This is a genomic window from Nonomuraea dietziae, from assembly GCF_014195505.1.
Taxonomy (GTDB): domain Bacteria; phylum Actinomycetota; class Actinomycetes; order Streptosporangiales; family Streptosporangiaceae; genus Nonomuraea; species Nonomuraea roseola.
On the sequence record NZ_JACIBV010000001.1, the window covers coordinates 3,616,220 to 3,641,823 of the forward strand.

Genomic DNA, 25,604 nt, shown 5'->3' on the forward strand with positions numbered 1-25,604 from the left:
GACGTTGGTCATGATTTCTTTTAGGAAAGTTTCCTAAGAGTTGTCGCGATCGTAGCCTTGACACCGACCCCTTACAAGACCCAAAAAACCCGCCCCTCCGGTCCGCGAGAGACCTGGAGAGGCGGGGTATCCGCCCCTTCCTTCCTGCCTGCGAGGTGATCCGGAGGGGCGGTCGGGCGTGGAGCGCCGGGGCCGGGGTCGCCGGCTCCCTGCGCCCTCTGTCAGGGTTGGTGGGTGATCTTGACGTCGTCGACGGCGGCCTCGACCAGCGAGGCGGTGGAGGCGTCCGCCGCGTCGATGACGATCCTGACCGTCTGCCCCGCGTGCGAGCTCAGGTTCGCCGTCGCCACCGTCCACGAGCCGTTCCTGTTGGAGGCGGCCCCCTGCTGGTTGACGACGGTGCTCGTGGTGGTGCCGACGACCCGCACCCTGAAGTAGTCGGCGCTGGAGGAGTTCGAGCCGTGCGCCAGGTACCACGACAGCGACAGGTTGAGGGTGCCCGAGGCCGGCAGGGTGATCGGTGGGGACTGGATGGTGGTGACGCCGCCGTCGATGTCGTACGCGCCGGCGGAGGAGCCCGCGAGGCGTCCGGTCACCAGGTCGTTGACGCCGCTGACCGTGGTGCCGAGCTGCTTGGCCCCCGAGGAGGTGGTGGCGGCGGGGTCGCCTCGCTCCCACTGGCCGAGCGTGGCGGTGTCGGTGCCGCCCGGGTTGACGGTCCAGCCGGTGGCGGTCTCGAAGGTGTCGGAGTAGACGGTGGTCCCTCCGCCGGTCCCGCAGTACTGCGCCTCCTTGCCGATGATGCGGTAGACGCAGTCGGAGTACTCGAGGAAGCGGAGCACGGCCTCCTTGTTGCGGGTGGTCTGCGGGACGATCTGCTCGTCCGGCGGGTAGAAGCCGGGGCTCGAGCCCGTCGGGTACATCTCGAACGTGAAGCTGAAGATCTTGTGGACGCCCCACAGCCAGTCGTCGATGGTGCCGTCGGTGATGTAGAGGTCGCTGGCCTGCTCCGGGGTGTACCCGTTGGTGGAGGCCATGTTCTGGCCGAGGGTGGCGTGCGCGTCCCTGTCATCCTGGGTCAGGCCTGGCGCGGTGTCGTTGAAGGTGTAGCCGTACGGCCAGAGGATCAGCTCGCTGTAGGTGTGCCAGTCGATGTGCGACTTGATCTGCTGCACGCCGCCGACGACGCGGCCGCGCACCCAGTCGGCCACGGCCTTGACCTCGGGAGCCGACTCGGCCGAGGGACCGCGGTAGGTGTCACTGGAGGGAGTGCCCGAGGAGCCGCCGCAGCAGCCCCAGTTGTAGCCCCAGTTGCGGTTCATGTCGGTGCCGACGGCGGAGGAGCCCGCGTTGGGCTGGCGGTTCTTGCGCCACGAGCGGTAGGAGCCCGTGGCGATGTCGTACTCGCCGCCGTCGGGGTTGAGGTCCGGCATGATCCAGATCTCGCGCGTGTTGACGAGGTTGGTGATGCGGGCGTCGCTGCCGTAGCCCTCGGCGAGCAGGTGCATGATGTACAGCGCCATCTCGACCGTGAGGTGCTCGCGGGCGTGCTGGTGGGCGGTGAAGAGCACCTCGGGCTCGGCCTCGTCGGAGCCGACGTTGTCACTGATCTTGACGCCGATCAGCTGCCTGCCCTCGTAGGAGTTGCCGTAGACGAACTTGCTGGCGATCGCGGGGTAGGCGGCCACCAGCGCGTTCACGTTCGCGGTCATCTCCGCGTAGTTGTGGTAGCCGGAGTCCGATGGCGGGAAGTCAGAAGTCCTCGCATCGGACGGGGGTAACGGGGACGGCAGCTCCACGACGCGGTAGCCGAGCCGTTTGATCGCGGCGATCTCGTCCGTGGTGGCGGTGACCACCACGGAGTCGGACGCCACCGCGTCGATCGCCGCGCCGGTGGCGGCGACGGCGCTGCGCTGCCTGGCGTCTGCGGGTCCCTGCACCTTGTACTGCTTGTTGCGCGGCGGTTCGGCGGACGCGCCCGCGCCTGTCATGCCGGTCAGGCAGATCAGGGCCAGGACGGAGAGCAGGACGACTAATCGGCTTTTCACCTTCAGCCTCCTCGGGCTTGACGAGCGTCTGCACTGAGAGTGGAGAAGGATGAACAACCGTAATAGGCCCAAATTTCAGAAATGCACCAGAGCCTCGCTCAGGGGCTTCCTCGTCAGGTCCGGGACCTCCGCGCCGGGGGCCGCGTAGCCGACGGGAAAGAGGATGTAGGGCCGCTCGTTGCCAGGGCCGGGAGCAGATCTCGCTGAGGAAGGCCATGGGGTTGGGGGTGTGCGTGAGCGTCGACAGGCCCATCGTGTGCAGCGCGGTGATGAACAGCCCGCACGCGATGCCCACGCTCTCGTTGACGTAGTAGTGCTTGACCCTGCCGCCGTCAGGGCGCAGGCCGTATTTCTCCGCGAAGCACACCACGATCCACGGGACCACCTCGAGGTAGCCCTTGTCGGAGGTGGTCTCCAGCCGAGCCAGCGCCTGCCGCCACTCGGGGGTCAGCCGCCCTCCCTCGTAGTTCTGGCGCTCCTCCTCCTCGGCGGCCAGCCTGATCCGCCGCCTGGTCTCGGCGTCGCCGATCACCACGAACTTCCACGGCTGCTGGTGCGCTCCGGAGGGCGCGGTGTTGGCCGCCATGACGGCCAGCTCCACGCACTCGCGCGGCACGGGCTCGTCGCTGAAGAAGCGGACGCTGCGCCGCCTGTCGACGTGCTCGAAGAAGTCCCTGCCTCTGCGGATCATGTCCGCCTCGTCGTAACGGTCGGGCGCGTAGGGAACGAACGGATACGTGTGCTCCATGGAACCCGCAGTCTCAGCACACCTGGCGATCGTGACAACACCGGCCTGGCTATCCTGACGAACTGACAGCCGAAGCCACTCTCAGGAGACGAATTGCCGGCACGCCGCAAGGGACTGGACGCGCTCGACCTCGAGATCCTGCGCCTGGTGCGCGAGCGCCCCCGCACCGGCCTGCTGGAGATCGCCCGCCTGCTCGGCGTCGCGCGCGGCACCGTGCAGGCCAGGCTCGACCGGATGAGCGCCGACGGCGTGATCACCGGCTTCGGCCCCGTGCTCTCCCCCGCCGCGCTGGGCTACCCGGTGCAGGCGTTCGCCACCCTGGAGGTGGAGCAGGCCTCCCGCGAGCACATCTCCGCCGCCCTGCACGCCATCCCCGAGCTGCTCGAGGCCCACATCGTCACCGGTCAGGGCGACGTGTGGTGCCGCCTGGCCGGTCGCGACAACGAGCACATCCAGCGGGTGATCGACGGCATGCTGACCATCCCCGGCGTACGGCGCAGCACGACCGTCATCACGCTGTCCGAGGTCGTCGCCCACCGGGTGCACCCGCTGGCGCGGCTACGCGGATAGGCACGACGGGTGGACGGACCGCCCCCGCGAGCCGGCAGGCCCCCGGAGACGGGATTCACGGGAGACGAGTTCACGGGAGACGAGTTCACGGGACGCGAGCGAGCCCGCGCGGTCGTTCGGGCCGCGCGGGCTGCCTCACACGTTTCCTGTCAGTCGGCTCCTGTCAGTCGGCGCGGACGCGGTCGCGGATCCAGACGCCGGCAGGCTTGAGCCGCGAGGTGCCGGCGAAGGGGCCGTTCGGGCAGGTGCCGGTGGTGAAGACGGCGCCCGAGCGGAAGTCGTCGGAGTAGTTCCAGTTCACCCAGCTGATCTTCTTCTGCGCCATCAGGTCGATGTACTGCTGCGACCTGGTGAAGTTGTTCGGCCCGTCACCCGTGGCCTCCTGGGTGCCGAACTCGGTGACGAAGACCGGGATCCTGTCGGCCGCCCGCGACAGCGTGTTCAGGTAGTCGCTGCCGTGGGAGGCGGCGTAGAAGTGGAAGGTGTACATGATGTTGGTCGCGTTGACCGGATTGGCGACGACCTCGTTCTCGTCGGACCCCTCGGAGACGCCCAGCGACGACCAGGCGCGGGTGCCGACGAGGATCGGGGTGTCGGGATCGTTCTGCCTGATCACCGGGATGAGCTGGTGGGCGTAGTTCCTGATCGTGGACCAGGAGACGCCGCTCGGCTCGTTGGCGATCTCGTACAGCAGGTTGTTCTTGCCGTTGTGCCGCTGGGCGATCTCGGTGAAGAACGTCTTGGCCCTGCTGAGGTTGTACATCGGGTCGCCGGGGTCGAGCATGTGCCAGTCGACGATGGCGTACATGCCGCGCGCGGTGGCCATCTCGATCAGGTTGTGGACCCTGTCGGTGAACTGCCGGGGGTTGCTCTCGTAGCCGCCGTCCTGGATGTACATCGAGATCCGCAGGATGTCGGACTTCCAGTCGGTGGCCAGCGCGTCGAGTGAGGCGGTGTTGAGGCACTGGGAGTACCACTGCAGTCCGTGCGTGCTCATGCCGCGCAGCTGGATCTGCTCGCCGCGCTCGTTGCACAGCCGTACGCCGCAGACCTTGAGCTGGCCGTTGGCCTGCACCGGGGTGCCGGTGCCGCCCGCCTGGGTGGTGGCGGTGACGGAGGCGCTCCTGTCGGACTCGTTGTCCGAGGGGTCGCGCGCCGTCACGGTGTAGGTGTGGGTCGAGGAGGGGGCCAGGCCGGTGATCGTGGCCGAGGTGCCGCTCACGGTGGCCTTCAGCGACGCGCCCTCGTAGACCCGGTAGTCCTTGATCGTGCCGCTGTTGTCCGTCGAGGCGTTCCAGGCCAGGGAGATGGAGCTGGAGGTGGTGGCGGTGGATCGCAGCCCGCCTGGCGCCGTCGGCTTCTCGGTGTCGGAGGGGCCTCCCGCCGAGACCGTCAGGCGGTCGAGGTTGGGCCCGCCGTTCGCGGTGGTGGCGGTGGCGCGGACGGTGTTGGGGCCCGCCCGCAGCGCCGCGTTGACCGTGGTCTCGGCCCAGGTGCTCCACGCGCCGGTGCCGGGGAAGTCGCGGTTCACGCTCGTGCCGTTGACCGCGACGGCAAGGGGCCTGTTGACGGTCGTGCCGTTGGCGTAGCGGAAGGTCAGCGCCGCGTTCCCCGCGGCGGCGGCGTCGACGGTGAACTCGACGTAGGAGCCCTCGACGTTGGCGTAGTCGACGAAGCCGCTGCCGGTGTAGCCGGCGTGCTTGGTGTCGACGATGCCCTGCGAGATCACCGCGTTCTCCGCCTGGTACTCACTGGCGGGGGCGGCCACGTCGACCTCGGCGTAGTCGAGGTTCGGCCCGCCCCCCGCGGTGGTGGCGGTGGCGCGGATGGTGTTGGCGCCCGCGTTGACCGGTGCGGTGATCGTGGTGGAGGCCCAGGTGGACCAGGCTCCCGTGCCGGGGAAGTCACGGGTGAGGCTCGTGCCGTTGACCGCGATGGTCATCGGCCTGTTGGTCGTCGTGCCGTTGGCGTAGCGAAGGACGATCGAGGCGGTCCCCGCCGACGGCGCGTTCACGACGAACTCGACGTAGCCGCCTGCGACGTTGTCGTAGTTGACGAAGCCTGTCCCGCTGAACCCCGCGTGGTTGGACTCGACCGTTCCCTGGGAGACGGCGGCGTTCTCCGCTTCGTGTCGGGTGGGCGCCTGCGCCATGGCGGGGGTCATGGCGGGAACCGCTAAGGCGGTGGTGAGGACGGCGGTCAGGGCGAGGAAACGAATGGGTCGGAGCATCGCCTCTCCGGTTTATTAGGAAAGTTAACTAACGAACAATCGGAGGATAGGTCCGACACCTGGCCGACACAAGGCCCAAAAGTCGGGAGTCAGTCCTTTGACGTCAGATAGTTTGACGTCTTACTATCAGGCTCATGCGTACCCTGATTCGAAACGTCCGCGTCTTCGACGGCGTCCTGACCGTCCCCCGCACCGAGGTCCTGATCGAGGACGACAGGCTCGCCGCCTACGACGGGGGTCGCGCCGACCTCGAGATCGACGGCGCCGGAGCGACTTTGCTGCCCGGCCTGATCGACGCCCACACCCACACCTTCGACGGCGACCTCGCCCAGGCGCTGAGGTTCGGGGTGACGACAGAGCTCGACATGTTCTGCCTGCCGGGCAACCTGGCCCGCCAGCGCCGCCTGGCCGCCGAGCGCGACGACGTGGCCGACCTGCGCAGCTCGGGAATCCTCGCCACCGCGCCCGGCGGGCATCCCAGCCAGATCATGGAGGCGACCTCGGGACAGGACCTCGGCGACGCGGTCGGTGCGTTCGAGACGGTGGCCGACGCGGGACAGGCCAAGGCGTTCGTCGAGGCGCGGCTGGCCGAGGGCGCCGACTACCTCAAGATCGTGATCGACAGCGGGCACGTGGCGGGGCTCGACCTGCCCGTCCTCGCCCCCGACGTCGTCGCCGCCCTCGTCGAGGCGGGGCACGCCGCCGGGCTCATGGCCATCGCGCACGCGGTCACCACCGAGGACGCCGTCGTCGCCCTGGACGCGGGCGTCGACGGCCTGGCCCACCTCGTCACCGACCCGCTCCCCCAGGAGCTCGCCACCAGGATCGCCGCCCAGGACGTGTTCGTGGTCAGCACGCTCACCTACTTCGAGGTGGTCACCGGCGACCCGAGCGGGGCCGAGCTGGTGCGCGACGAGCGCATCGGCTCGCTGCTTCCCGCCCAGGCCATGGCGGCCCTCGACCGTGACCCGAGCGTCGTGCCCGTCCACCCCGACGGGGTTCGCAACGCCGTACAGGCGGCCGCGGCGCTGCACGGGGCAGGGGTGGCGCTGCTCGCGGGCACCGACGCCAACCCATGGGCGCCGCTGCACGGCGCCAGCATGCACCGCGAGGTGCTGCTGCTGACGGAGGCCGGGCTGAGCCCCGCCGAGGCGCTCGCGGCCGCCACCAGCGTGCCCGCCCGCAGGTTCGGGCTGGCCGATCGCGGCAGGATCGCGCCCGGCTTCCGCGCCGACCTGTTGCTGGTCGAGGGCGACCCGACCACCGACATCACCGCCACCCGCGCCATCAGGGAGATCTGGCGCCGAGGGGTACGGCTGGCGCGCTAGCGCGCCAGCATGCCGCGCAGGACGGTGTCGAGCGTGGCCGCCTCCTGCTCGGTCAGACGGGCGGCCAGCCTGGCCAGGTTGGCCGCGTGCTCGGTGAGGGTGGCGTCGATGACCTCGCGTCCCTCCCGCGTCAGCGCGACGCGGAAGCTGCGGCGGTCGGCGGGGTCGAGGCTGCGCTCCACCAGACCGGCCGCCTCCAGCCTGTCGATGCGGTTGGTCATGCCCGCCCGCGACATCATCAGCACGTCGGACAGCTCGGAGGGGATCAGCGTGTACGGCGGGCCCGACCTGCGCAGCGCCGCCAGCACGTCGAACTCTCCGGGGCGCAGGCCGTGCCGCCTGAAGACCTGCTCCACCGCCGACTCGACGAGCCGTGACGCCTGGGCCAGCCTGCTGAAGACCCCCATCGCCGACAGGTCGAGATCGGGCCGCTCCCGTCGCCACTGCTCGAGGATGACGTCGATCGGGTCCTGCTCGCTGCTCATGCTCAGACCTTAGGGGACCGGAGGCGACCGCCCGGGATCCGTCGGATCTCACCGGGGCGACTCCGCTGGTGGACGCGGAGTGAGATTCATGGTGAATTCAGGCAATGACGGTACAAGGCTCCTGCGAGCCTCGATTCGCCACGGTCGCCGAGGAGTTCGAGCGCAACCTCACCGAGCGCGGCGAGGTGGGCGCGTCGGTCTGCGTCGTCGTCGACGGCGAGACCGTCGTCGACCTCTGGGGTGGCGACGCCGCGCCCGGCCTCCCCTGGCTGCACGACACCATCGGACACGTATGGTCGTGCACCAAGGGGGCCACCGCGCTGTGCGCGCACATGCTCGCCTCCCGAGGGGAGCTCGATCTCGACGCGCCGGTCGTGCGCCACTGGCCCGAGTACGGCTCCCGCGGCAAGGACGGCACGCTGGTGCGGCACCTGCTGACCCACCAGGCGGGGCTGCCCGCCCTGCGCGAGCCGCTGCCGAGCGGGGCGTTCTACGACTGGAAGCTGATGGCCGACAGGCTCGCGGGCGAGGAGCCGTTCTGGGAGCCTGGCACCAGGCACGGCTACCACGCTCTCACCTTCGGGTTCCTGGTCGGGGAGGTCGTGCGCAGGGTGAGCGGGCGCTCGCTCGGCTCCTTCTTCCGCGAGGAGGTGGCCGAGCCGCTCGGCCTCGACTTCTGGCTGGGCCTGCCCGAGGAGCAGGAGGGACGCGTCGCGCCGACGATCCCCGCCGAGACTCCCGCGCGGCTGCCCAGCTTCTACGCCGCGGCGTTCGCCGACCCGGCCTCGATTCCCGCCCTGCTGCTGGGCAACGACGGCGGGTACATGACGACCCCCGGCGAGTCCGACACCAGGACCGCGCACGCGGCGGAGTTCGGGGCGGTCGGGGCCGTCACCAACGCCCGTGGCCTGGCCGGGATGTACCGGCCGCTGTCGCTCGGCGGGGGCGGGCTGGTCGCCGAGGAGCAGCTGGCGATCATGTCGCCCGCGCAGTCCGCCTCCTCGGTGGACGCGGTGCTGCTCGTGCCGACCAGGTTCTCGCTCGGCTTCATGAAGGCCGTCGACAACCGGCACCTGCCCGCCGCCGACAGCGAGGGGGCACTGCTGACCGAGACGGCGTTCGGCCACGCGGGCATGGGCGGCTCGGTCGGCTTCTGCGACCCGCCCGCGCGCCTGGCCTTCGGCTACACGATGAACCGCCAGGGCACCGGCCTCGGCATCAACCCGAGGGGACAGGCGCTGGTGGACGCCGTCTACCGGTCACTCGGCCACCGGCGGGCGCGCGGAGGCCTGTGGTACCGCCCGACCTGACATCTCCGTCGAAAGGGCACGCTAATGTGAAAGGCATGTTCTTCGGGGTGACCGACATCTGGACGTACATGGTCGGTGCGTTCTTCATCATCCTGCTGCCCGGCCCCAACTCGCTCTACGTGCTGGCGCTCGCCGCCCAGCGAGGCGTGCGCCAGGGCTATCGGGCGGCGGCGGGCGTGTTCGTCGGCGACACGATCCTCATGGTGCTGGCCTCCGCCGGCGCCGCGTCGCTGCTGCGCTCGGCCCCGCTGGTGTTCATGATCGTGAAGGTCGCGGGCGCCGCCTACCTCGGGTGGATCGGCTTCCAGATGATCAGGGGAGCGTGGAGAGCCTGGCGCTCCCCCTCCACCGCGCAGGCCCCCGCCAACGCCCTGGTGAGCGAGCGTGACGTGCGCCCCTTCACCAAGGCGCTGACGATCAGCCTGCTCAACCCGAAGGCGATCCTGTTCTTCGTCTCCTACTTCATCCTGTTCGTGGACCCCTCCTACGCCACCCCCGCCGTGTCGTTCCTCATCCTCGGCGCGATCATCCAGGTCTTCAGCGCGCTCTACCTGTCGGCACTGATCTTCGGGGGCAACTTCCTGGCCGGGCAGTTCAGGTCCAGGCGCAGGCTGTCGGCCACGCTCACCGCGGGCGTCGGCGCCCTCTTCCTCGGCTTCGGGGCCAAACTCGCCACCGCGGGCCTGGGCTGACCCCGCCCTCTACGCGGGGGCGACGCGCCCGGCCCTGAGCAGCTCCACGATGAGCCAGAGCCGTACGGCGAGCCCCACGAACGCCAGCGGCCACGCCCCCGTGAAGGCCGCCAGCCACCCGCATCCCGCCGCGGCCACCGTCGCCCAGCGCAGCAGCCCGAACACCTGCGCGGTGCGGGGGTCCTGATGGGAGACCATGATCCCCGTCGCGATCATCCACACCGCCAGGACCTCCGTGAGGCCGAGCATCAGGGTCAGCGAGGACGGCAGCGGCATGAGCTCCGTCACTGAGACGACGGCGGCCGCCACCGCCGCCACCCTGGCTCCGTGGAAGGCCGGATGCCCCACCCGTCCGAGCGCCGCCACGACGACGACCCATCCGATCACGTCCATGAGCAGGTCGAACCCGTTTAATCGGAGGTCGAGGGCGACGATCAGCAGTCCGAGCGCGACGGACTTGTAAGGACGCATGTCACGGAGCATGACATTCGGAATGGACAAGATCAACAAGTGCCGAGTGTGCACAATCTGACGGTGGCACTCGGAGGGCTCAGGTACGGTAAGCCACCGGCGCGCCCTCCGCGTGCCGGGGTAACCGTGCCGTCACCCCGGTGGCAGCGTCCGCCGATGCCTGGTCCAGCGACGCCTGGGTAGACGCTGAACGCCGGCCGACCTACGGAGCAGAGTTGAGCCATCCCCCTGTCGTGCTGCCCCGCCTGACCGCCATGGCCAAGCAGGCGGCCCCCCGCCTGCTCGAAGGCGTCGTCGCGCCGCTTGCCGTCTTCTACACCGCCCTCATGATCCTGGGCGAGACGGGTGCGCTGATCGCGGCGGTGTCATGGGTCTACCTCGGGGTGGGATGGCGGCTCGTCAGAAGGGTCAGGGTGCCCGCGACGATGTTCCTCGCCGCGGTGGCGATCACCGCCCGCACCCTGATCGCGCTGGTCACCGGCAACAACGCCGTCTTCTTCCTCACGCCCGAGTTCGGCACGATCTGCATCAGCATGATCTTCCTCGCCTCGGTCAGGCTGAACGCGCCCATGGTGCAGAAGCTCACGCTCGACTACATCCATCTGCCGCAGGCGGTGCTCCGGCACGAGCGGATGCGCAGGTTCTTCGCCAGGATCACCCTGCTGTGGGCCTTCGTGCTGCTGGCCAACTCCACGGTGAGCATCCTGCTCTACATCCACGAGTCGGCGATGATCGGCGTCTACATGCTGCTGCGCACCTCAGCGGTGGCCGCTATCAGCGGTCTCGCGATCGCCTTCTCGCTGTGGGCCTTCAAGCGGGTCCTCCGCCGCCTGCACACCCTCGCCTGACTTCTCGATCAGCAGGAACGCGCCCGCCAGCCCCATCACCAGCCCGGTCAGGAGCGAGAACAGGTCCACGAGGTCGGTGGCGACCATCGGGACGTTCGCGCGCAGCGGGCCCGCGGTCACGATGACGATCATCTTGTAGAGGCCCCAGCCGAACAGCGAGCCGCTGCCCAGCCAGCTCAGCGCCACCGCCCAGGGCGCGTGGCCGCGTAGCAGGTGCAGATAGGCGAGCGCGGCCCCGATCGCCACCGCACCGCTGAAGGCCAGCGCGACCCCACCCGCCGTGGTCTTCGCCGCCACCACCGCCGGGTCCAGGCCGGCCGTGCCGCCGAGTGCCCAGTAGAGGTTCGCGCCGCCGACGACCATGGTGACCAGCAGGCTGCCACGCCCCACGACGCGCTGGAACGGCACGTTCGTCCGCCTGCCGCCCGAGACGAAGATCCACGGCCAGCGGTCGCGGGCGTAGAGGACGAAGGCGACGCTCAGCCCGAGACCCTGCAGCGAGAAGCCGCCGTAGACGGCCAGGTACACCCAGGCGGCGAGGAACTCCTCGCCGAAGGCCCCCGGCCCTTCCAGCAGCAGCGTGACCGGCAGGCTCACCAGGATCTGCGACAGCAGCCCGATGCCCACCCAGATCGGCAGGAGCACCAGCCAGGCGGGCAGGCGCATCCCCCACCGCATCGTGAAGGCCAGCGCGAGCAGGAGGCCGACCAGGTCCATGCCGAAGGTCATGGCGTTGAGCCCGACCATCGTGGCGGAGCTCATGAGGGACGGAGCCGTCACGCCGACCATGTCGCCGGTCAGCCAGAGGATCTTGATCGTCAGGTAGGGCAGGATGGCGGCCATCGCGACCACCGCGGCGGTGATCCGGCCGATGCCGGCTCGGGGAACGTCCATGCTCCCGAACCTGCCTGGTCCGCGCCGCCGCTCCCTCACGCCCTGAGGGGATCCTCCTCCCCCTGGAGAGGGAGAACGACGAGCTCGAAGCCGTCGTCCACGGGCCCGGCCGTCATCGTGCCGCCCGCCAGCCGTACGCGCTCGCGCAGGCCGGTGAGGCCCATGCCGCCGGGAATCGCGGTGGCCCTGCCGCGGGCGGGGCCGTTGCGCACCGAGATCCTCGCGGGCGAGACCGAGACGCGCACCCACGCGCCTGGCGCGTGCTTGGCGGCGTTGGTCAGCCCTTCCTGGACCGCGCGGTAGGCCAGCGCGGGCACGGGTCCCTCCGCCACCTCCAGCGAGACGTCCATGCCGGAGTCGCGGGAGCGTTCCACCAGGTCGGTGACGTCGGCGGCGACCGGTACGAGGGGGGCGGGGTCGAAGTCGTCGCGCAGCAGCCCGACGATCTCGCGTAGCCGCTCGGTCGCCTCCGAGGCGGCCACCCGCAGCTCACCCGCGGCCTTCGCCTGCGCGGGAGCGAGCCCTGGAGCGATCTCCAGGCCCGCCGCCCGCACCGCGATCAGAGCCAGGTCATGGCCGAGGGAGTCGTGCATGTCGTGCGCGATGCGGGTGCGCTCGCGCAGCCTGGCCTGCGCGGCCACCGACAGCTGGGTCCGCTCACGCTGCTGGAGCAGCAGCCGCCTGAGCGTGCCCAGCAGGTACGGCACGACATAGCAGCCGATGAGACCGCTCACCATGGTCACCCAGTAGCGCAGGAGGCCGCCCTGGGCCAGCACGACGCCCGCGCCGATGACGGCGGCCGCGCCGAACACGGCCGTCGCGGGCCAGGCCCTCGAGGCGCTCCGGCCCGTCCGGTAGGCGTACCAGAGCACGGCGAGCGTGGTCGCCGACAGCGGGAAGATCTTCACGCTGACCAGCGACAACGGCCACAGCTGGTCGGTCGTGGCGACGCCGCCGGTGAAGTCCCATGTGGTGGTGGCCAGGCCCTCGCCGAAGTCCCACGGGCCGAGCGGCAGCAGGATCACCGACGCGGCCAGCGGCCACGCCCTGCCCACCAGGACGGCCAGCCCGAGCAGCAGCACGCGCCCGCCGGTCACGACCGCGAACACGCCTGGCTCGGCGAAAGGGTCGGGGCCGGCCGCCGCGGCGAGAACGGACAGCCCGAGCCAGGCGAGGACGTCGTAGAGGACCTGGCGAGGTGTGCGGCGCATGCCCGAAACGTTAGCCGGAGACGTCGGCCGCCACCCCTGCCGAAAGTAAGGGGTACGGCCTGGCCCACCGCGAAAGGTGGTGCCAGGCCCACCGCCGATCTCCATCCTTGCCCCAGTGTGTCCGGGCTCCGCCCCAGGTTGGATCGACGTATCTGACGAAAGTAGGGGGTCGCGGGTGCCGTTCGTCCGATGTGCCGCCGAGTGGCTGATCCCTAGGTTCGAGGAGCTGGATCCCTGACTTTTCCAGGGGACGGCAGGGGCGCGGGCAGGGGGCATCCCCGATGCCGTGCATACGTCCCGCCGCCACTCTGGGAGAACTCCTCCACAGACCGGAGCGCAATCCCATGTCTCACGCCATTCTCGACCTGCTCAACCAGGTGATGTCGTCACCGTGGTTGTACCTCGCGCTGTTCGCGCTGGCGTTGCTCGACGGGTTCTTCCCCATCGTCCCCGCCGAGACGTCAGTGATCACCGCGGGCGTCTTCGCGGCCTCGACGGGCGAGCCGACCCTCTGGCTGGTGATGGTCGTCGCCGCGCTCGGGGCGTTCGCCGGTGACCACATCTCCTACGCCATCGGCGGCAAGGCCGGCAGGCGGCTGCGCGGCAAGAAGACCTACGCCTGGGCGCAGCAGGCGCTTGCCGAGCGCGGCGGGCTGCTGCTCGTCGTGGCGCGCTACATCCCCGGCGGCAGGACGGCGGCGACCCTGACCATGGGTGCCGTCCGCTACCCGCGCAGGTCCTTCGCCTTCTTCGACGCGATCGCGGCAGGCTCCTGGGCGGTCTACTCCGCGCTGATCGGCTTCTTCGGCGGCATGGCCTTCGAGAACGACCCGATCAGGGGCCTGCTGCTCGGCCTGGGCATCGCCGTGTCCATCACGGTGCTCGTCGAGGTCGTCCGCTGGGTGCGCAAGAGGCGCTCACAGGGTTCTCACAGAGCGCTCGTCGCGGCCGCACAGGGCGCGCAAGGAGACTCCTGACTGTTCGCCCCCGTGCCCCTGGGTGTCCATGAACGGACACCTCCATATGGCTTCATCCAGGTGAAAGGAGAGCGTCCATGACTGTGCTGGCCGCGGCGGTAGCCCTGTTCGGCTCGTTGTTCTTCGCACTCGGCGCCGCTCTCCAGCAGTTCGAGGCGGCGGACTCGGCCAAGCCCGGCCTGCTGGCCCTGCTGAAAAAGCCCCGCTGGCTGATCGGCGGGGTCTCCATCACCGTGGGCGGCGGGCTGCACATCGTCGCGCTCGGCCTCGGCCCGCTGACCGTCGTCCAGCCCATGGGCGTGGCCAGCCTGCTGTTCGCCCTGCCGATCGCCGCCGGCCTGCACGGACGCAGACCCTCCCGCAGGGAGCTGGCCGCGGCCGCGACCGTCGCCATCGGACTGATCGGCCTGGTCCTGCTCGTGCCCGCCCACGACGGCCCCACCTACCTCAGCCCTCAGGGCGCGGCCACGCTGCTCGCCGTCGCCGGCATCGCGGCGGTCCTGCTGTGGGCAGGGGCGAAGGTGGCCTCGCCCGCCGGGCGGGCGGCGCTGCTGGCCACCAGCGCGGGCGTGCTGTACGGCGCCACCGCGACCCTCATGCGCGTCCTCGTCGACGGCGCGTGGAACTGGTGGTACCTGCTGGCGCTGCCGGTTCCCGCCCTGCTCGCCCTCGTGCTCCTGCAGCGCGCCTACGCCGTCGGCCACTTCGGCGTGTCGTTCGCCTCGCTGCAGATCGCCGACCCCCTGACCGCTGTCGCCTTCGGCGCCCTCCTGCTCGGCGAGCCCCTCCCCCAGGGCATCGCCCCGATCGCCGCCGCCGCCCTCACCGCCGTGGGCACGGTGGCGCTCGCCCGCACCACCCCGCTCGAAGCACGTACCTAGCTGAACCGCTTTCCTGGCTCAACCACCTAGGAGTCCCCCATGGCCATGCCGCTCATCTCACCCCAGGCCTCCCGCCCGACCCTCGTGCCGGTGCCGACCAGGCCCCGCCGTGTGCTGATCTCGACCGACACCTACCCGCCCGACGTGAACGGCGCCGCCGTCTTCACCCACCGACTGGCCACGGGGCTGGCCGAGCGCGGCAACGACGTCCACGTGATCTGCCAGTCGGAGGACGGCCCCGCCAAGGCCACGGTGGAGGACGGCGTGATCGTGCACCGGCTGCGCTCGGCTCCGCTGCTCGTCCACCCCACGATGCGGGTGACCGTCCCCGTCAGGCTCGACCGCCTGGTGAACGCGATCCAGCCCGACGTGCTGCACACCCAGGGGCACTTCGTCGTCGGCAGGGCCGCGATGGCCGCGGCGCGAAGGAACGGCGTGCCGATCGTGGCCACCAACCACTTCATGCCCGACAACCTCTTCCAGTTCGCGCACATCCCGGCCAAGCTCAGGGAGAAGGCGGGCAGGCTGGCCTGGCGCGACTTCAGCCGCGTCTACTCCCGCGCCGACCACGTCACCACTCCCACGCCGCTGGCCGCCGGCCTGCTGTCCGAGCAGGGCTTCGAGCGCGAGGTGGAGGCGGTCTCCTGCGGGATCGACCTGACCAGGTTCCATCCTCGCTCGGAGCCGAAGGCCTGGGCCCGCAAGGCGTTCGGGCTGCCCGACCGCGAGACGGTGCTGTTCGTGGGCCGCCTCGACGAGGAGAAGCGGCTGGACGAGCTGGTGCGGGCGCTGCCGTACATCGTGAACGAGAGCGACGCCCAGGTCGCGCTGGTGGGCAAGGGCAACCAGCGGGAGCCGCTGGAGCGGCTGGCCAGAAGGATCGGCGTCGGCGACCGGGTGTTCTTCCTCGGGTTCGTGCCCGACGAGGCGATGCCGCAGGCGTTCGCGGCGGCAGACGCGTTCGCCATGCCGGGCGTCGCCGAGCTGCAGAGCATCGCGACGCTGGAGGCCATGGCCAGCGGCCTGCCCGTCGTCGCGGCCAACGCGATGGCGCTGCCGCACCTGGTCGAGGAGAACGGCTTCCTGTACGAGCCTGGCGACGTGATCGAGCTGGCCAGGCACCTGACCGCGCTGCTGACCGACACGGGCCTGCGCGACAGGGCGGGCAAGGCCAGCCGCGAGCTGGCGCTCACCCACGACCACCAGGCCTCGCTGGCCCGTTTCGAGGAGATCTACGCCGAGGTCGGCCGATGATCCTGCTGGCTCCCCTGGTGGCCGCGCTCGTGTGCGCTGCCGCGCTGACCTACGCGCATCTGGCGCTGCCCCAGCAGACCCTCATCAGCGACTACGCGCTCGTGCCAGGCGGGATGGCGCCCGTCATGATCGGCACGCTGGCGCTGGCCGCGGGCTGTGTCTTCCTCGCCTACGGCCTGACCGTACGCGAGCCAGGACGCACCGCCGCGACCAGGCTGCTGCTGATCGCCGCGGCGGGCGGGCTCATGCTGAGCGCGCTGTTCCCCACCGATCCAGGCCCTGCCACCTCCCTGTCGGGCGAGGTGCACCGATGGGCCGCGGCCGTGGTGTTCACCTCGTTGCCCGTCGCCGGCTGGACGCTCGTCAGAGGCAGGGCCCCGCTCCCCCGATGGAACCTGGTCAGGTCGCTCGTCGTCACCGCCGTCGTCGCGCTGGCCGTCTACCTCGCCGCGCACCCCGCGGCCCTCACCTCGCCGTTCATCGGCGGAGAGGCCTACTACGGCCTGCTGGAGCGGGCGGTGGTCGTGGCCGACGTCGCCCTGGTGGTCGCGATGGGCGTGGCCGCCTCCCTCGACAACCGCCTTCCCACACAGATTCCCGTCGTGACGCGTGAGAGCCGCCCCGCGCCCGCCGCGCCCGCCGACCGGGCCAAGGCGGCCTGACGGTTCGGTGCGGGCCGAACCGTCAGGGCCCTAACGTGGAGATATGTCAGCACAAGGCCTCGCCTCCTTCGCCGCGCTGCTCGCCGACCCGACCAGGGCGGCGTTCTGCCTGGCCCTGCTCGACGGCCGGGCCTGGACCGCGGGCGAGCTCGCGAGGACCGCGGGGGTCGCGGCCTCCACCGCCAGCGAGCACCTCAGCAAGATGGTCGAAGGCGGCCTGCTCGCCGAGGAACGGCAGGGCAGGCACCGCTACGTCCGGTTGCGTGACGCGGCCACCGCGCAGCTCGTCGAGGACCTGGCCGCGCGGGTCAGCCCCTCCGCCGCCACGCACACGACCCTGAGGGCCGCCAGCGCGGCCAGCGCCCTGGCCAGGGCGCGCACCTGCTACGACCACCTCGCGGGGCGCCTCGGCGTCTCCGTCACCGACGCCCTTCTCTCCCACGGCCTGCTCGACCCCGGTTTCTCGCTGAGCGCGTCGGGCGCGGCATGGTTCGAGAAGCTCGGCATCGCGCTGACGGCCAGCCGTACGCGGCCGATGGCCAGGCCGTGCCTCGACTGGACCGAGCGCCGTCCCCACCTGGCCGGTACGGCCGGCGCCGCGCTGTGCCACCACGCGCTCGAGGCGGGCTGGGTCACCAGGATCGGCGGCCAGCGGGCGCTCAAGGTGACCGACTCGGGCCTGAGCAGCCTCGCCCAGTTGCTGGACATCCCCTCCGACACGCTTCGGCCGTCGCCGAACTGACGAGGACCTAACGTCGTCATCATGCGCATCACCGACCACGCGGCGGCCCGAGCCGTCCTGTCCGATCCTTCGTGCCTCCCGCCGCCCGTGCCCTCGGGCGCTCCCTTCGGCACGCTGGCCTGGCTGCGCTCGCAGGTCTCCCGCTTCACCTCCGGCGCCGAGCACGCCGAGCGCCGCGCCCTGGTGGAGGAGTGCCTGTCCGCTCTCGACCCCTCGGCCCTGCGCTCGGCCGCCGCGACCCGCGCGGCTCGCGGCGCCGAGATCATGGAGATCCCCGCAGGGGTCCTGGGCGAGGCGCTCGGGATCGACGACACGGGCGCGCTCGTCCGCGCCGTCGACGCGGCGGCCACCGGCTACCTCTCGGGAGAGGGCACCCCCGAGGCGGACGCCGCGGTCGCGACCCTGCTCGGCCTCGTCGGCCCCGCCGGGGACGTGCCGCGCGCCGTCGCCAGGATCACCGTCCTGCTGCAGGCCCACGGCGCCACCACGGGCCTCCTGCGCAACGCCGTCGCCCGTCTCGCCGGCGAGAGCGCTCCCGCCACCGCCGGGCAGCTGCTGCTGGAGACCCTTCGCCGTGACCCGCCGCTGCTGGTCACCAAGCGGGTCGACGCCCACGGCGCGCCGATCGAGATCGACCTCGTGGCCGCGAACGACGGGCACGACGAGCACCTGACCTTCGGTCACGGCGTGCGCCCCTGCCCTGGAGCCGAGCACGCCATGGCCATCGCCACCGGCGTCCTAGAAACGATCATGGAGTTGCGATGACCTTCCACGACCTGCACAGGCCCGGCGACCCGCTCCTGCTGCCCAACGCGTGGGACTACGGCTCGGCCGCGCTGCTGGCCTCCCGCGGCTACCCCGCCATCGGCACCACCAGCCTCGGGGTGGCCGCCGTCCACGGCAAGCCCGACGCGGCCGCCGCCACCAGGGCGGAGACCCTCGACCTCGTCCTGCTCGTGAAGGACCTGCCCGCCTACCTCACCGTCGACGTCGAGAACGGCTTCAGCGACGACCCCGCCGCCGTCGCCGACCTGGTCGACCTGCTCGCGGGGCTGGGCGTGGCGGGGATCAACCTCGAGGACGGCAGGGCCGACGGCACGCTGCGCCCTGTCGGCGAGCAGACCCGCATCCTGGAGGCCGTCGCGGGCAGGGGCGTGTTCGTCAACGCGCGCACCGACACCCACTGGCTCGGCACGGGCGAGTCCGCCACCGAGCGGATCCGCGCCTACGCCGACGCGGGCGCCGACGGCGTCTTCGTCCCGGGCGTGGCCGACCTGGCGGAGATCGCGGAGCTGGCGCGCGCCACCGCGCTGCCGCTCAACGTCCTCTACAGCCACACCCACAGCGTCGAGGAGCTCGCGGGCGCGGGTGTGGCCAGGGTCAGCACCGGCTCGCTGCTCTACAGGGCCGCGCTCCAGGGCGCCCTCGCGGTCCTGGAGAAGGATGCGGCGATGCCCACCTATGCGGAGATCGTCGGGCTGCTGCCGGAACCGCGATAATCGCCACCATGCGTGTCGACATCCTCGGTCCCGTCCGGGTCCTCGACGGGGATGGGCGTCCCGTCGCGCTCGGCGGGCCACGGGTGCGAGCGCTGCTGGTCCTGCTGGCGGCCGAGGCCGGCAGGATCGTCACCCAGGAGCAGCTGATCGACGGCCTCTACGGGGCCGAGCCGCCCGAGGGGGCGGCCAACGCGCTGCAGTCGCAGGTCTCCAGGTTGCGACGAGCCCTCGGCAGGCAGCTGGTGGAGTTCCATCCCGCGGGCTACCGCCTGGCGATCGACCCGCAGGACGTCGACGCGCACCGCTTCGAGCAGCTGGCCGCCGAAGGGCGCGAGGCGCTGCGCGCGGGCGATCCCGCGCGGGCGTCTGGCGCGCTCAGGCAGGCGCTCGGGCTGTGGCGCGGCGCGGCGCTGGCCGACGCGCCGCTCGCGCGGGCGGCCGCCACCCGCCTCGCCGAGCTCAGGCTCGCCGCGACCGAGGACAGGACACAGGCCGAGCTGGAGCTCGGCGCGCACCGCGAGCTGGTCGGCGAGCTGCGCGCGCTGGTCGCGGCCCACCCGCTGCGCGAGCGGCTGAGAGTGCAGCTGATGCGCGCCCTCTACGGCAGCGGCCGCCAGGCCGAGGCGCTGGACACCTACGAGGAGGGCCGCAGGCTCCTCGACGAGGAGCTCGGCGTCGAACCCGGAGCCGAGCTGGCCGCCGCCCACCTCGCCGTGCTGCGCGCCGACCCTTCACTCGGCCCCGCGCCCCGCTCCGGCGCCGAGCCGTCCAGGCAGGGCCTGCGCGCACCGCTCACCAGCTTCGTCGGCAGGGCGGAAGACCTCGGACGGGTGCGCAGGCTGCTGGAGGAGGCCAGGCTGGTCACCCTGATCGGGCCTGGAGGGGCGGGCAAGTCGAGGCTGGCCGCCGAGGCGGCCGCGCCGGCGCCGCTCGACGTCTGCTTCGTCGAGCTCGCCCCGCTCACCGACGGGGCCGACGTCGCCCAGGCGGTGGTCGACGCCCTCGACCTGCGCGACACGATGCTGCCCAGCCCGGACCGCCCGGCCACCAACCCCGCCGCGAGGCTGGTCACCGCGCTGGCCGACCGCACGCTCCTGCTCATCCTCGACAACTGCGAGCACCTCGTCGGCGCGGCCGCCGCCCTGGCCGACCGGCTGCTGGCGGCCTGCCCGCACCTGCGGCTGATGGCCACCAGCCGCGAGGCGCTCGGCATCACCGGCGAGGCGATCTACCCGGTGCAACCGTTGCGGCTGCCGCCTCCCGGCGCGAGCGACGCGCCGGGCTACCCGGCGGTCAGGCTCTTCACCGACCGCGCGGCGGCCGTGCTGCCGGGCTTCACGGTCGAGGAGGGCGTCCTCGACCACGTCATCCACATCTGCAGGGCGCTCGACGGGCTGCCGCTGGCGATCGAGCTGGCCGCCGCCAGGCTGCGGGCCATGCCGGTGAGGGAGGTGGCCGCCCGGCTCGACGACAGGTTCAGGTTGCTGGCGCGCGGCAGCCGTACGGCGCTGCCCCGCCACCAGACGCTGCGCGCGGTGGTCGCGTGGAGCTGGGACCTGCTCGACGAGAGCGAGCAGGCGATGGCCAGGCGGCTGACGGTGTTCGCGGGAGGAGCGACCCTCGAGGCGGCCGAGCGGGTCTGCGGTCTGCCCGAGGAGCTGCTCACCTCGCTGGTGGAGAAGTCGCTGGTCGAGGTGGTGGGCGGGCGTTACCGCATGCTGGAGACGATCAGGGCCTTCTGCGCCGAACGGCTCTCGGAGGCGGGCGAGGTCGAGACGTACCGGCGGGCGCACGCCGCCTACTACGGCGACCTGGCCGACGCCGCCGATCCGCACCTGCGCCAGGCCGAGCAGCTGGAGTGGCTGGCGATGCTCGACAAGGAGCGTGACAACCTCAACGCGGCGCTGCGCTGGGCGGTGGACGAGGGCGCGGCGGCCGACGGGCTGCGGCTGGTCGGCGCGCTGTCCTGCTACTGGTGGATCAGGGGCAGGCGGGCGGAGAGCGCGGCCATGGCCGCGGAGCTGCTGGCCGTGGTCGGCACCGAGCCCGAGGAGGGGCTCGAGGAGGAGTACGCCATGTGCGTGCTCGCGTCGGCGTGGGCCGAGCAGCGGCAGCCCGTCGATCTCGGGCCGCTGATGTACGACGGGTCCAGGGCCTTTCGCAGGGAGTTCCTCAACGTGATGCTCCCGATGTTCCAGGGTCCCCCCGACGACTACGACGTGATCGCGACCATGACGGCCGCCGCGATCGACGAGATAAGCCCGTGGCTGCGGGGTCTCAACCATGCGGGGCTCGCCTTCATGCAGCAGAACCTCGGCAGGCACCGGCAGTCCTGGATCCACTTCGAGCAGTCGCTCGACCACTTCCGCGAGCTCGGCGAGAGGTGGGGCGGCACGATCGCCCTGTCGGGCATGGCCGACCTCGCCTACCAGCAGGGCGACTACCCCACCTCGGTCGAGCTGCTCGGCCGGACACTGTCACTGGCCGAGCAGCTGGGTGCGGTCGAGGACATCGCCGACTACAGCTGCCGCATGGCCGACAGCATCGTGCGCATGGGCGACCTGGCCGAGGCCGAGCGGCAGTACCTGCGCGTGGTCGAGCTGGCGGGGCGCTCGGGGGCGCGCGAGACTTCGGCCAGGGCCCATCTGGGCCTCGGCGAGGTGGCCAGGCGGCGCGGCGACGCGGTCGTGGCCAAGGCGCTCATGAAGCAGGCCCTGGCCGAGTGCCCCTCCGACTGGTACAGCGCGGAGGACACCCGGCTGCAGATCATGCTGGGCCTGGCCGCCGCCGAGTTGCTGGCGGGCGACCGCGAAGCGGCCCGCGACTGGTACACCCGCGTCCTGGCGAGCACCGAGGGCGTCAACATGCCCCTGCACGCACGCGCGCAGGAGGGGCTGTCAGCGCTTGGTGAGTGAACGGTCAGCGCCGCTCACCACGCTGCCTCCATGAACACGAAATGGGGCAGCCTCGCCATCGCCTGCCTTGCCCAGCTCCTGCTGGCCATCGACCTGACGGTCCTCCACCTCGCCCTGCCCAAGCTGACCGCCGACCTGAGCCCGACCGCCACCCAACAGCTGTGGATCGGCGACATGTACGGCTTCGCGCTGGCCGGCCTGCTGATCACCATGGGCAACCTGGGCGACAGGATCGGCCGCAAGAAGCTCCTGCTGATCGGCGCCTTCGGCTTCGGCGTCGCCTCGGTCGTCACCGCCTACGCGCCCAGCGCCGAACTGCTCGTCGCGGCGAGGGCGCTGCTCGGTGTCGCGGGCGCCACGATCATGCCCTCCACGTTGTCCATCATCCGCAACGTCTTCACCGACCCCGCTGAGCGCACCATGGCGGTGGGCATCTGGAGCGGCATGGGCGCGGCGGGCTTCGCGCTCGGCCCCATCGTGGGCGGCCTGCTGCTGAACTCGTTCTGGTGGGGATCGGTCTTCCTGATCAACCTGCCGGTGATGGCGCTGGTACTGATCGGCGGGGCCCTGGTGCTGCCCGAGTCGCGCAACCCCCACGCCGCGAGGATCGACCCCGCGAGCGTGGTGCTGTCGGTCGTCGGCGTGGTGTCGGCGGTCTACACGATCAAGAGCTGGGTCATCGACGGCTTCGCGGTCAGCGTGGCGATCGCCGCCCTGCTGGCGGTGCTCGCCCTGCTGTCCTTCGGGTGGCGGCAGACACGGCTGGCCGTCCCGCTGGTGGACCTGCGGCTCTTCCGCTACCGCGCGTTCTCGGGCGCGGTCGGCGCCAACCTGTTCGCCATCTTCGGGATGATCGCGCTCAGCCTGATCTTCGCGCAGTACATGCAGCTCGTGCTGGACTGGACGCCGCTGCAGGCGGGCCTCGCCTCGCTGCCCGGCGGGCTGGCGGGAGCGGTCGGCGGCGCGCTGGCGGCCAAGCTGGTCATGCGGTGGGGGCGCAACACCGTCGTGGCGCTCGGCCTGCTGATGTCGGCCTGCTCCTTCGCCGTCTACACCCAGGCCGACACCACCACGACCTTCTCCTACCTGCTGATCGGCATGGTCATCGGCGGGCTGGGAGTCGGCTTCACCTTCGCCGTCACCAACGACACCATCCTGGCCGCCGTGCCGAGGGAGCGGGCGGGCGCCGCGGCCGCGCTCTCGGAGACCGCCTTCGAACTGGGCGGCTCCCTCGGCATCGCCGTTCTCGGCAGCATCCTGGCCGGCGCCTACCGCGACAATCTCGTGCTGCCCCCCGGGCTGCCGCCGCAGGTCGCCGACAGCCTCGGCGCCGCGCTCAGCGTGGCCGACCAGGTGCCGCCCCCGGTGATCGAGGCGGCCAGGCTCGCCTTCGTCGAGGCCCTCCAGGTGACCGCCCTCACCACCACCGGGCTGCTCGCGGTGCTGGCCGTGGTCGCCTTCCTCACTCTGCGCGGCGTGCCCAAGGTGATCCCGGACGACGTCCTCTCACACGCGTGACCGTCAGCGGCTGCCCACGGCCTGATGGTGGGCGGCGGGCTCGGGGAGGGGGCGCAGGCTCCTCAGGCGGGTGACGATGAGCACGGCGGCAAGGCCGGTCATCAGGGGCGGCACCACGAAGGCGACCGAGGGGCCGAAGCGGTCGACGAGCTGTCCCGCGATCGCGGCGCCGGTGGCCAGCCCGAGTCCGATCCCGCCGGTCAGCCAGGTGAAGGCCTCGGTCCGCACCTCGGCGGGGGTCAGCCTCTCGATGATCGTGTATCCGGTGATGATGACGGGGGCGATCACCAGGCCGGCCAGGCCCGCCGCGCCGTACAGGAGCGGGACCGACTCGGCGAACATCAGCGCGCTGGTCGCCGCGGCGAGCAGCGCGAGTCCCCAGGCCAGACGGGCGGGGGCCGAGACGCGCCAGCGGATCGCGCCGTAGAGCAGCCCGCCCAGCACGCTGGCCCCCGAGAAGGTGGCGTAGATCGGCCCCGCGACGGCGGGGACGCCGAGCTGGGCGGTGTAGGAGGTGATGCCGACCTGCATGCTGCCGAAGACCGAGCCCATCGCGAGGAAGCCGAGCGCGAGCAGCGCGACGCCGCGCAGCCGCAGCACCCCCTTGCTCGCCCGCACCTTCACCGGCATCGGCTCGGGGGCGCCGACGCGGGTCAGCGCGAAGACGACGGTGCCCGTGACGATGAGCGTGAGCGCGACGACCAGCGCCACGACGGGAGAGAAGAGTGTCGAGAGCGTCACCAGCAGCACGGGCGCCAGCGTGAACGTGAGCTCGTCGGTGATCGACTCGACGGCGAAGGCGGTGCCGAGCTTGCCCGACCCGCCGAGCGTGTGCGACCAGCGGGCCCTGACCATCGCGCCCACCTGCGGCAGCGAGGCCCCTGTCAGCGCGGCGGTGAGCACGAGCAGCGCGATGGAAGCGTGCGAGGCGGCCAGCGCGAGCAGCGCTCCAAGGGCGAGCGCGTGCACCGTGACCTGCGGGAGGAGCACCCGTGGCTGGCCGTACCTGTCGGCCAGGCGTCCGGTCTGCGGGCCGATGACGGCCTGCGAGATGGCGGCCGCCGCCGAGGCCACCCCTGCCGCGCCGTACGAGCCTGTGGACCACTGCACCAGCAGCAGGATGCCCATCTGCAGCATCGCGTACGGCAGGCGGGCCACGAGCGCGGGCGCCAGGAAGCGCCACGCGCCAGGTGTGGCGAGAACGTCGAGATAGGACTTCACAGCTGGGGACCCCCGGGAGCGCCATCGAGATGGGCTTCGTCGACCGGGGTAGATACCGCGCTGCGGCCGCCGTGCGGTCTGCCAATAGAACCAGCTGTCCATTTTAGTCGATGGATGGTGGGGAGAAGGACGCTCAGGACCTCCGGGGCCCTCGCAGCCGTTCACGCTCCTTGACGCAGGGCCGCGTCCGTGTCGGGTCGAGCGCGCCCACCCGCGTCCCGACCAGCCTGGACAGGCCCTCGATGGCCCTGATGCCGGTGCCGTGGCCGGGCTGCTGGTCGGTCTGCACGGCAAGCAGCAGGTCCCTGCCGGGCCCGTGCACCCACCCGTAGCTGGTCACCGCCCAGGTGTTCCTGACGAAGGGCCTGGGCGTCCAGCCGTTCTTCAGCGCGACCTTGTCCCCGGGCCTGGCCGCCGCGCTGATCCCCCACGCCTGCTCGGGCCGCACCCGCTTCATCAACGACAGCACCTGGGCCCTGTCGCCGTCGCGCAGCCCCCTTCCTCCGCGCACCAGCAGCTCCATGAGCCTGATCCGGTCGGCGGGGCTGGTACGGGTGCCGCCCCAGTACTTGCTGGGCCCCGGGGTCGTCTCGCGCAGGCCGAGGCGGCCGTAGAGGCGGCTCATGCCCTCGCCGCCGCCCACCCTCCACCACAGCGAGTCGGCCGCGGAGTTGTCGCTCTCCGTGATCATGCGCGTGGCCAGGTCCTTCTCTCCCTCGGACAGCCGGTGACGGCGGTCGAGAAGGGCGGTGAGGATGTCGACCTTGGCGCCGCTGGCGGTGATCATGTCGTGCTCGTGCTCGCCCTGCCCCACGGTGGCGCCGGTGCGCAGGTCGCGAGCCATGTAGACGACCCTGCCTGGCTGCCTGGCGACAAAGCGCCTGGCCTCGGCCCTGAGCGCGGTCCTGGCCCTGGCGGCGGCCGGCTTGTCCTGGTAGGTCTCCGTGCAGGGGCCCGGCAGGACCAGCTTCACCTTCGCCAGCTTGGGAGCGGGCTCCTGCGCCACACCGCAGGACGCGACCATGACCGCGAGCACCGCCCACATCGCTGACCGCATTCTCCACCCCCGTGCTCAATGCGGGGGAATGTCCGGTCTTTTC

Annotated in this window: 22 protein-coding genes and 1 pseudogene; 14 read left to right on the plus strand and 9 right to left on the minus strand. The window is 71.4% G+C overall.

Features of this window, described 5'->3' with window-relative positions; translation table 11 throughout:
• Positions 1-221 precede the first annotated feature (221 nt).
• Both FHR33_RS17215 and FHR33_RS50305 read right to left on the minus strand, forming a co-directional pair.
• Positions 222-1,940, minus strand: a complete 1,719-nt coding sequence (locus tag FHR33_RS17215; protein ID WP_312895572.1) for a M14 family metallopeptidase — start codon at positions 1,938-1,940, stop codon at positions 222-224.
• Between the two features lie 400 nt (positions 1,941-2,340).
• Positions 2,341-2,796: pseudogene (locus FHR33_RS50305) on the minus strand (nitroreductase family protein); the annotation flags it as partial.
• 93 nt (positions 2,797-2,889) lie between these two features.
• Between FHR33_RS50305 and FHR33_RS17225 the strand changes: the two are divergent.
• Positions 2,890-3,366 (plus strand): Lrp/AsnC family transcriptional regulator, encoded by a 477-nt coding sequence (locus FHR33_RS17225; protein WP_183648568.1) that lies wholly within the window; start codon positions 2,890-2,892, stop codon positions 3,364-3,366.
• A gap of 163 nt (positions 3,367-3,529) precedes the next feature.
• Here FHR33_RS17225 and FHR33_RS52645 read toward each other — a convergent pair whose 3' ends face one another.
• On the minus strand, positions 3,530-5,596 hold the full coding sequence (locus tag FHR33_RS52645; protein ID WP_312895573.1) for a cellulase family glycosylhydrolase: 2,067 nt from the start codon (positions 5,594-5,596) through the stop codon (positions 3,530-3,532).
• 134 nt (positions 5,597-5,730) lie between these two features.
• Here FHR33_RS52645 and FHR33_RS17245 point away from each other — a divergent pair, with 134 nt between their 5' ends.
• Complete coding sequence (locus FHR33_RS17245; protein WP_183648570.1) at positions 5,731-6,924, plus strand: amidohydrolase family protein; 1,194 nt, start codon at positions 5,731-5,733, stop codon at positions 6,922-6,924.
• On the opposite strand, the gene FHR33_RS17250 is transcribed toward FHR33_RS17245, so the two are convergent.
• Positions 6,921-7,409, minus strand: coding sequence for a MarR family winged helix-turn-helix transcriptional regulator (locus FHR33_RS17250; RefSeq protein WP_183648572.1), 489 nt, complete (start codon positions 7,407-7,409; stop codon positions 6,921-6,923). The genes FHR33_RS17245 and FHR33_RS17250 overlap by 4 nt on opposite strands.
• Before the next feature lie 104 nt (positions 7,410-7,513).
• Between FHR33_RS17250 and FHR33_RS17255 the strand changes: the two genes are divergently transcribed.
• Both FHR33_RS17255 and leuE read left to right on the plus strand, forming a co-directional pair.
• Complete coding sequence (locus FHR33_RS17255) at positions 7,514-8,719, plus strand: serine hydrolase domain-containing protein (RefSeq protein WP_183648574.1); 1,206 nt, start codon at positions 7,514-7,516, stop codon at positions 8,717-8,719.
• A gap of 35 nt (positions 8,720-8,754) precedes the next feature.
• On the plus strand, positions 8,755-9,411 hold the full coding sequence (gene leuE / locus FHR33_RS17260; protein ID WP_183648578.1) for a leucine efflux protein LeuE: 657 nt from the start codon (positions 8,755-8,757) through the stop codon (positions 9,409-9,411).
• 9 nt (positions 9,412-9,420) lie between these two features.
• Here the strand turns inward: leuE and FHR33_RS17265 are convergent, their stop codons facing one another.
• Positions 9,421-9,882 (minus strand): hypothetical protein, encoded by a 462-nt coding sequence (locus FHR33_RS17265; RefSeq protein ID WP_183648581.1) that lies wholly within the window; start codon positions 9,880-9,882, stop codon positions 9,421-9,423.
• 215 nt (positions 9,883-10,097) lie between these two features.
• Here FHR33_RS17265 and FHR33_RS17270 point away from each other — a divergent pair, with 215 nt between their 5' ends.
• Entirely contained in the window at positions 10,098-10,730 is a 633-nt protein-coding gene (locus FHR33_RS17270; protein ID WP_183648584.1) for a VC0807 family protein, read from the plus strand.
• Here FHR33_RS17270 and FHR33_RS17275 read toward each other — a convergent pair.
• On the minus strand, positions 10,641-11,624 hold the full coding sequence (locus FHR33_RS17275; protein WP_183648587.1) for a hypothetical protein: 984 nt from the start codon (positions 11,622-11,624) through the stop codon (positions 10,641-10,643). The genes FHR33_RS17270 and FHR33_RS17275 overlap by 90 nt on opposite strands.
• 35 nt (positions 11,625-11,659) lie before the next feature.
• Positions 11,660-12,835 carry a sensor histidine kinase gene (locus FHR33_RS49135; RefSeq protein WP_221241134.1) on the minus strand — a complete coding sequence of 392 codons (1,176 nt, stop codon included), beginning with the start codon at positions 12,833-12,835 and terminating at the stop codon, positions 11,660-11,662.
• Positions 12,836-13,179: 344 nt separating this feature from the next.
• On the opposite strand from FHR33_RS49135, the gene FHR33_RS17285 reads away from it, so the two are divergent.
• The 9 genes from FHR33_RS17285 to FHR33_RS17325 all read left to right on the plus strand — a co-directional run bounded on the left by FHR33_RS17285 (position 13,180) and on the right by FHR33_RS17325 (position 23,283).
• Positions 13,180-13,812, plus strand: a complete 633-nt coding sequence (locus FHR33_RS17285; RefSeq protein WP_183648590.1) for a DedA family protein — start codon at positions 13,180-13,182, stop codon at positions 13,810-13,812.
• Positions 13,813-13,889: 77 nt separating this feature from the next.
• Positions 13,890-14,693, plus strand: a complete 804-nt coding sequence (locus FHR33_RS17290) for a DMT family transporter (protein ID WP_183648593.1) — start codon at positions 13,890-13,892, stop codon at positions 14,691-14,693.
• Between the two features lie 39 nt (positions 14,694-14,732).
• Positions 14,733-15,947, plus strand: a complete 1,215-nt coding sequence (locus FHR33_RS17295; protein ID WP_376773165.1) for a glycosyltransferase — start codon at positions 14,733-14,735, stop codon at positions 15,945-15,947.
• Entirely contained in the window at positions 15,944-16,609 is a 666-nt protein-coding gene (locus FHR33_RS17300) for a DUF998 domain-containing protein (RefSeq protein ID WP_183648596.1), read from the plus strand. The genes FHR33_RS17295 and FHR33_RS17300 overlap by 4 nt, the downstream gene beginning before the upstream one ends.
• Before the next feature lie 43 nt (positions 16,610-16,652).
• Entirely contained in the window at positions 16,653-17,351 is a 699-nt protein-coding gene (locus tag FHR33_RS17305; RefSeq protein ID WP_183648599.1) for an ArsR/SmtB family transcription factor, read from the plus strand.
• A gap of 21 nt (positions 17,352-17,372) precedes the next feature.
• A complete protein-coding gene (locus FHR33_RS17310; protein WP_183648602.1) occupies positions 17,373-18,116 on the plus strand; it encodes a cytochrome P450 family protein in 744 nt (247 codons plus the stop codon).
• The gene (locus FHR33_RS17315; protein WP_183648603.1) at positions 18,113-18,850 is read left to right on the plus strand and encodes an isocitrate lyase/PEP mutase family protein; all 738 of its coding nucleotides are present in this window, start codon (positions 18,113-18,115) and stop codon (positions 18,848-18,850) included. The genes FHR33_RS17310 and FHR33_RS17315 overlap by 4 nt, the downstream gene beginning before the upstream one ends.
• A gap of 8 nt (positions 18,851-18,858) precedes the next feature.
• Positions 18,859-21,765: an AfsR/SARP family transcriptional regulator gene (locus FHR33_RS17320; protein WP_183648606.1), complete on the plus strand. Its 2,907-nt coding sequence runs from the start codon at positions 18,859-18,861 to the stop codon at positions 21,763-21,765.
• A 30-nt stretch (positions 21,766-21,795) separates the two neighbouring features.
• Complete coding sequence (locus FHR33_RS17325) at positions 21,796-23,283, plus strand: MFS transporter (protein ID WP_183648609.1); 1,488 nt, start codon at positions 21,796-21,798, stop codon at positions 23,281-23,283.
• 3 nt (positions 23,284-23,286) lie between these two features.
• Here the strand turns inward: FHR33_RS17325 and FHR33_RS52650 are convergent, their stop codons facing one another.
• Both FHR33_RS52650 and FHR33_RS17335 read right to left on the minus strand, forming a co-directional pair.
• Positions 23,287-24,504 (minus strand): MFS transporter, encoded by a 1,218-nt coding sequence (locus FHR33_RS52650; protein WP_183648612.1) that lies wholly within the window; start codon positions 24,502-24,504, stop codon positions 23,287-23,289.
• A gap of 133 nt (positions 24,505-24,637) precedes the next feature.
• The gene (locus FHR33_RS17335; protein ID WP_183648615.1) at positions 24,638-25,561 is read right to left on the minus strand and encodes a serine hydrolase; all 924 of its coding nucleotides are present in this window, start codon (positions 25,559-25,561) and stop codon (positions 24,638-24,640) included.
• Positions 25,562-25,604 lie beyond the last annotated feature (43 nt).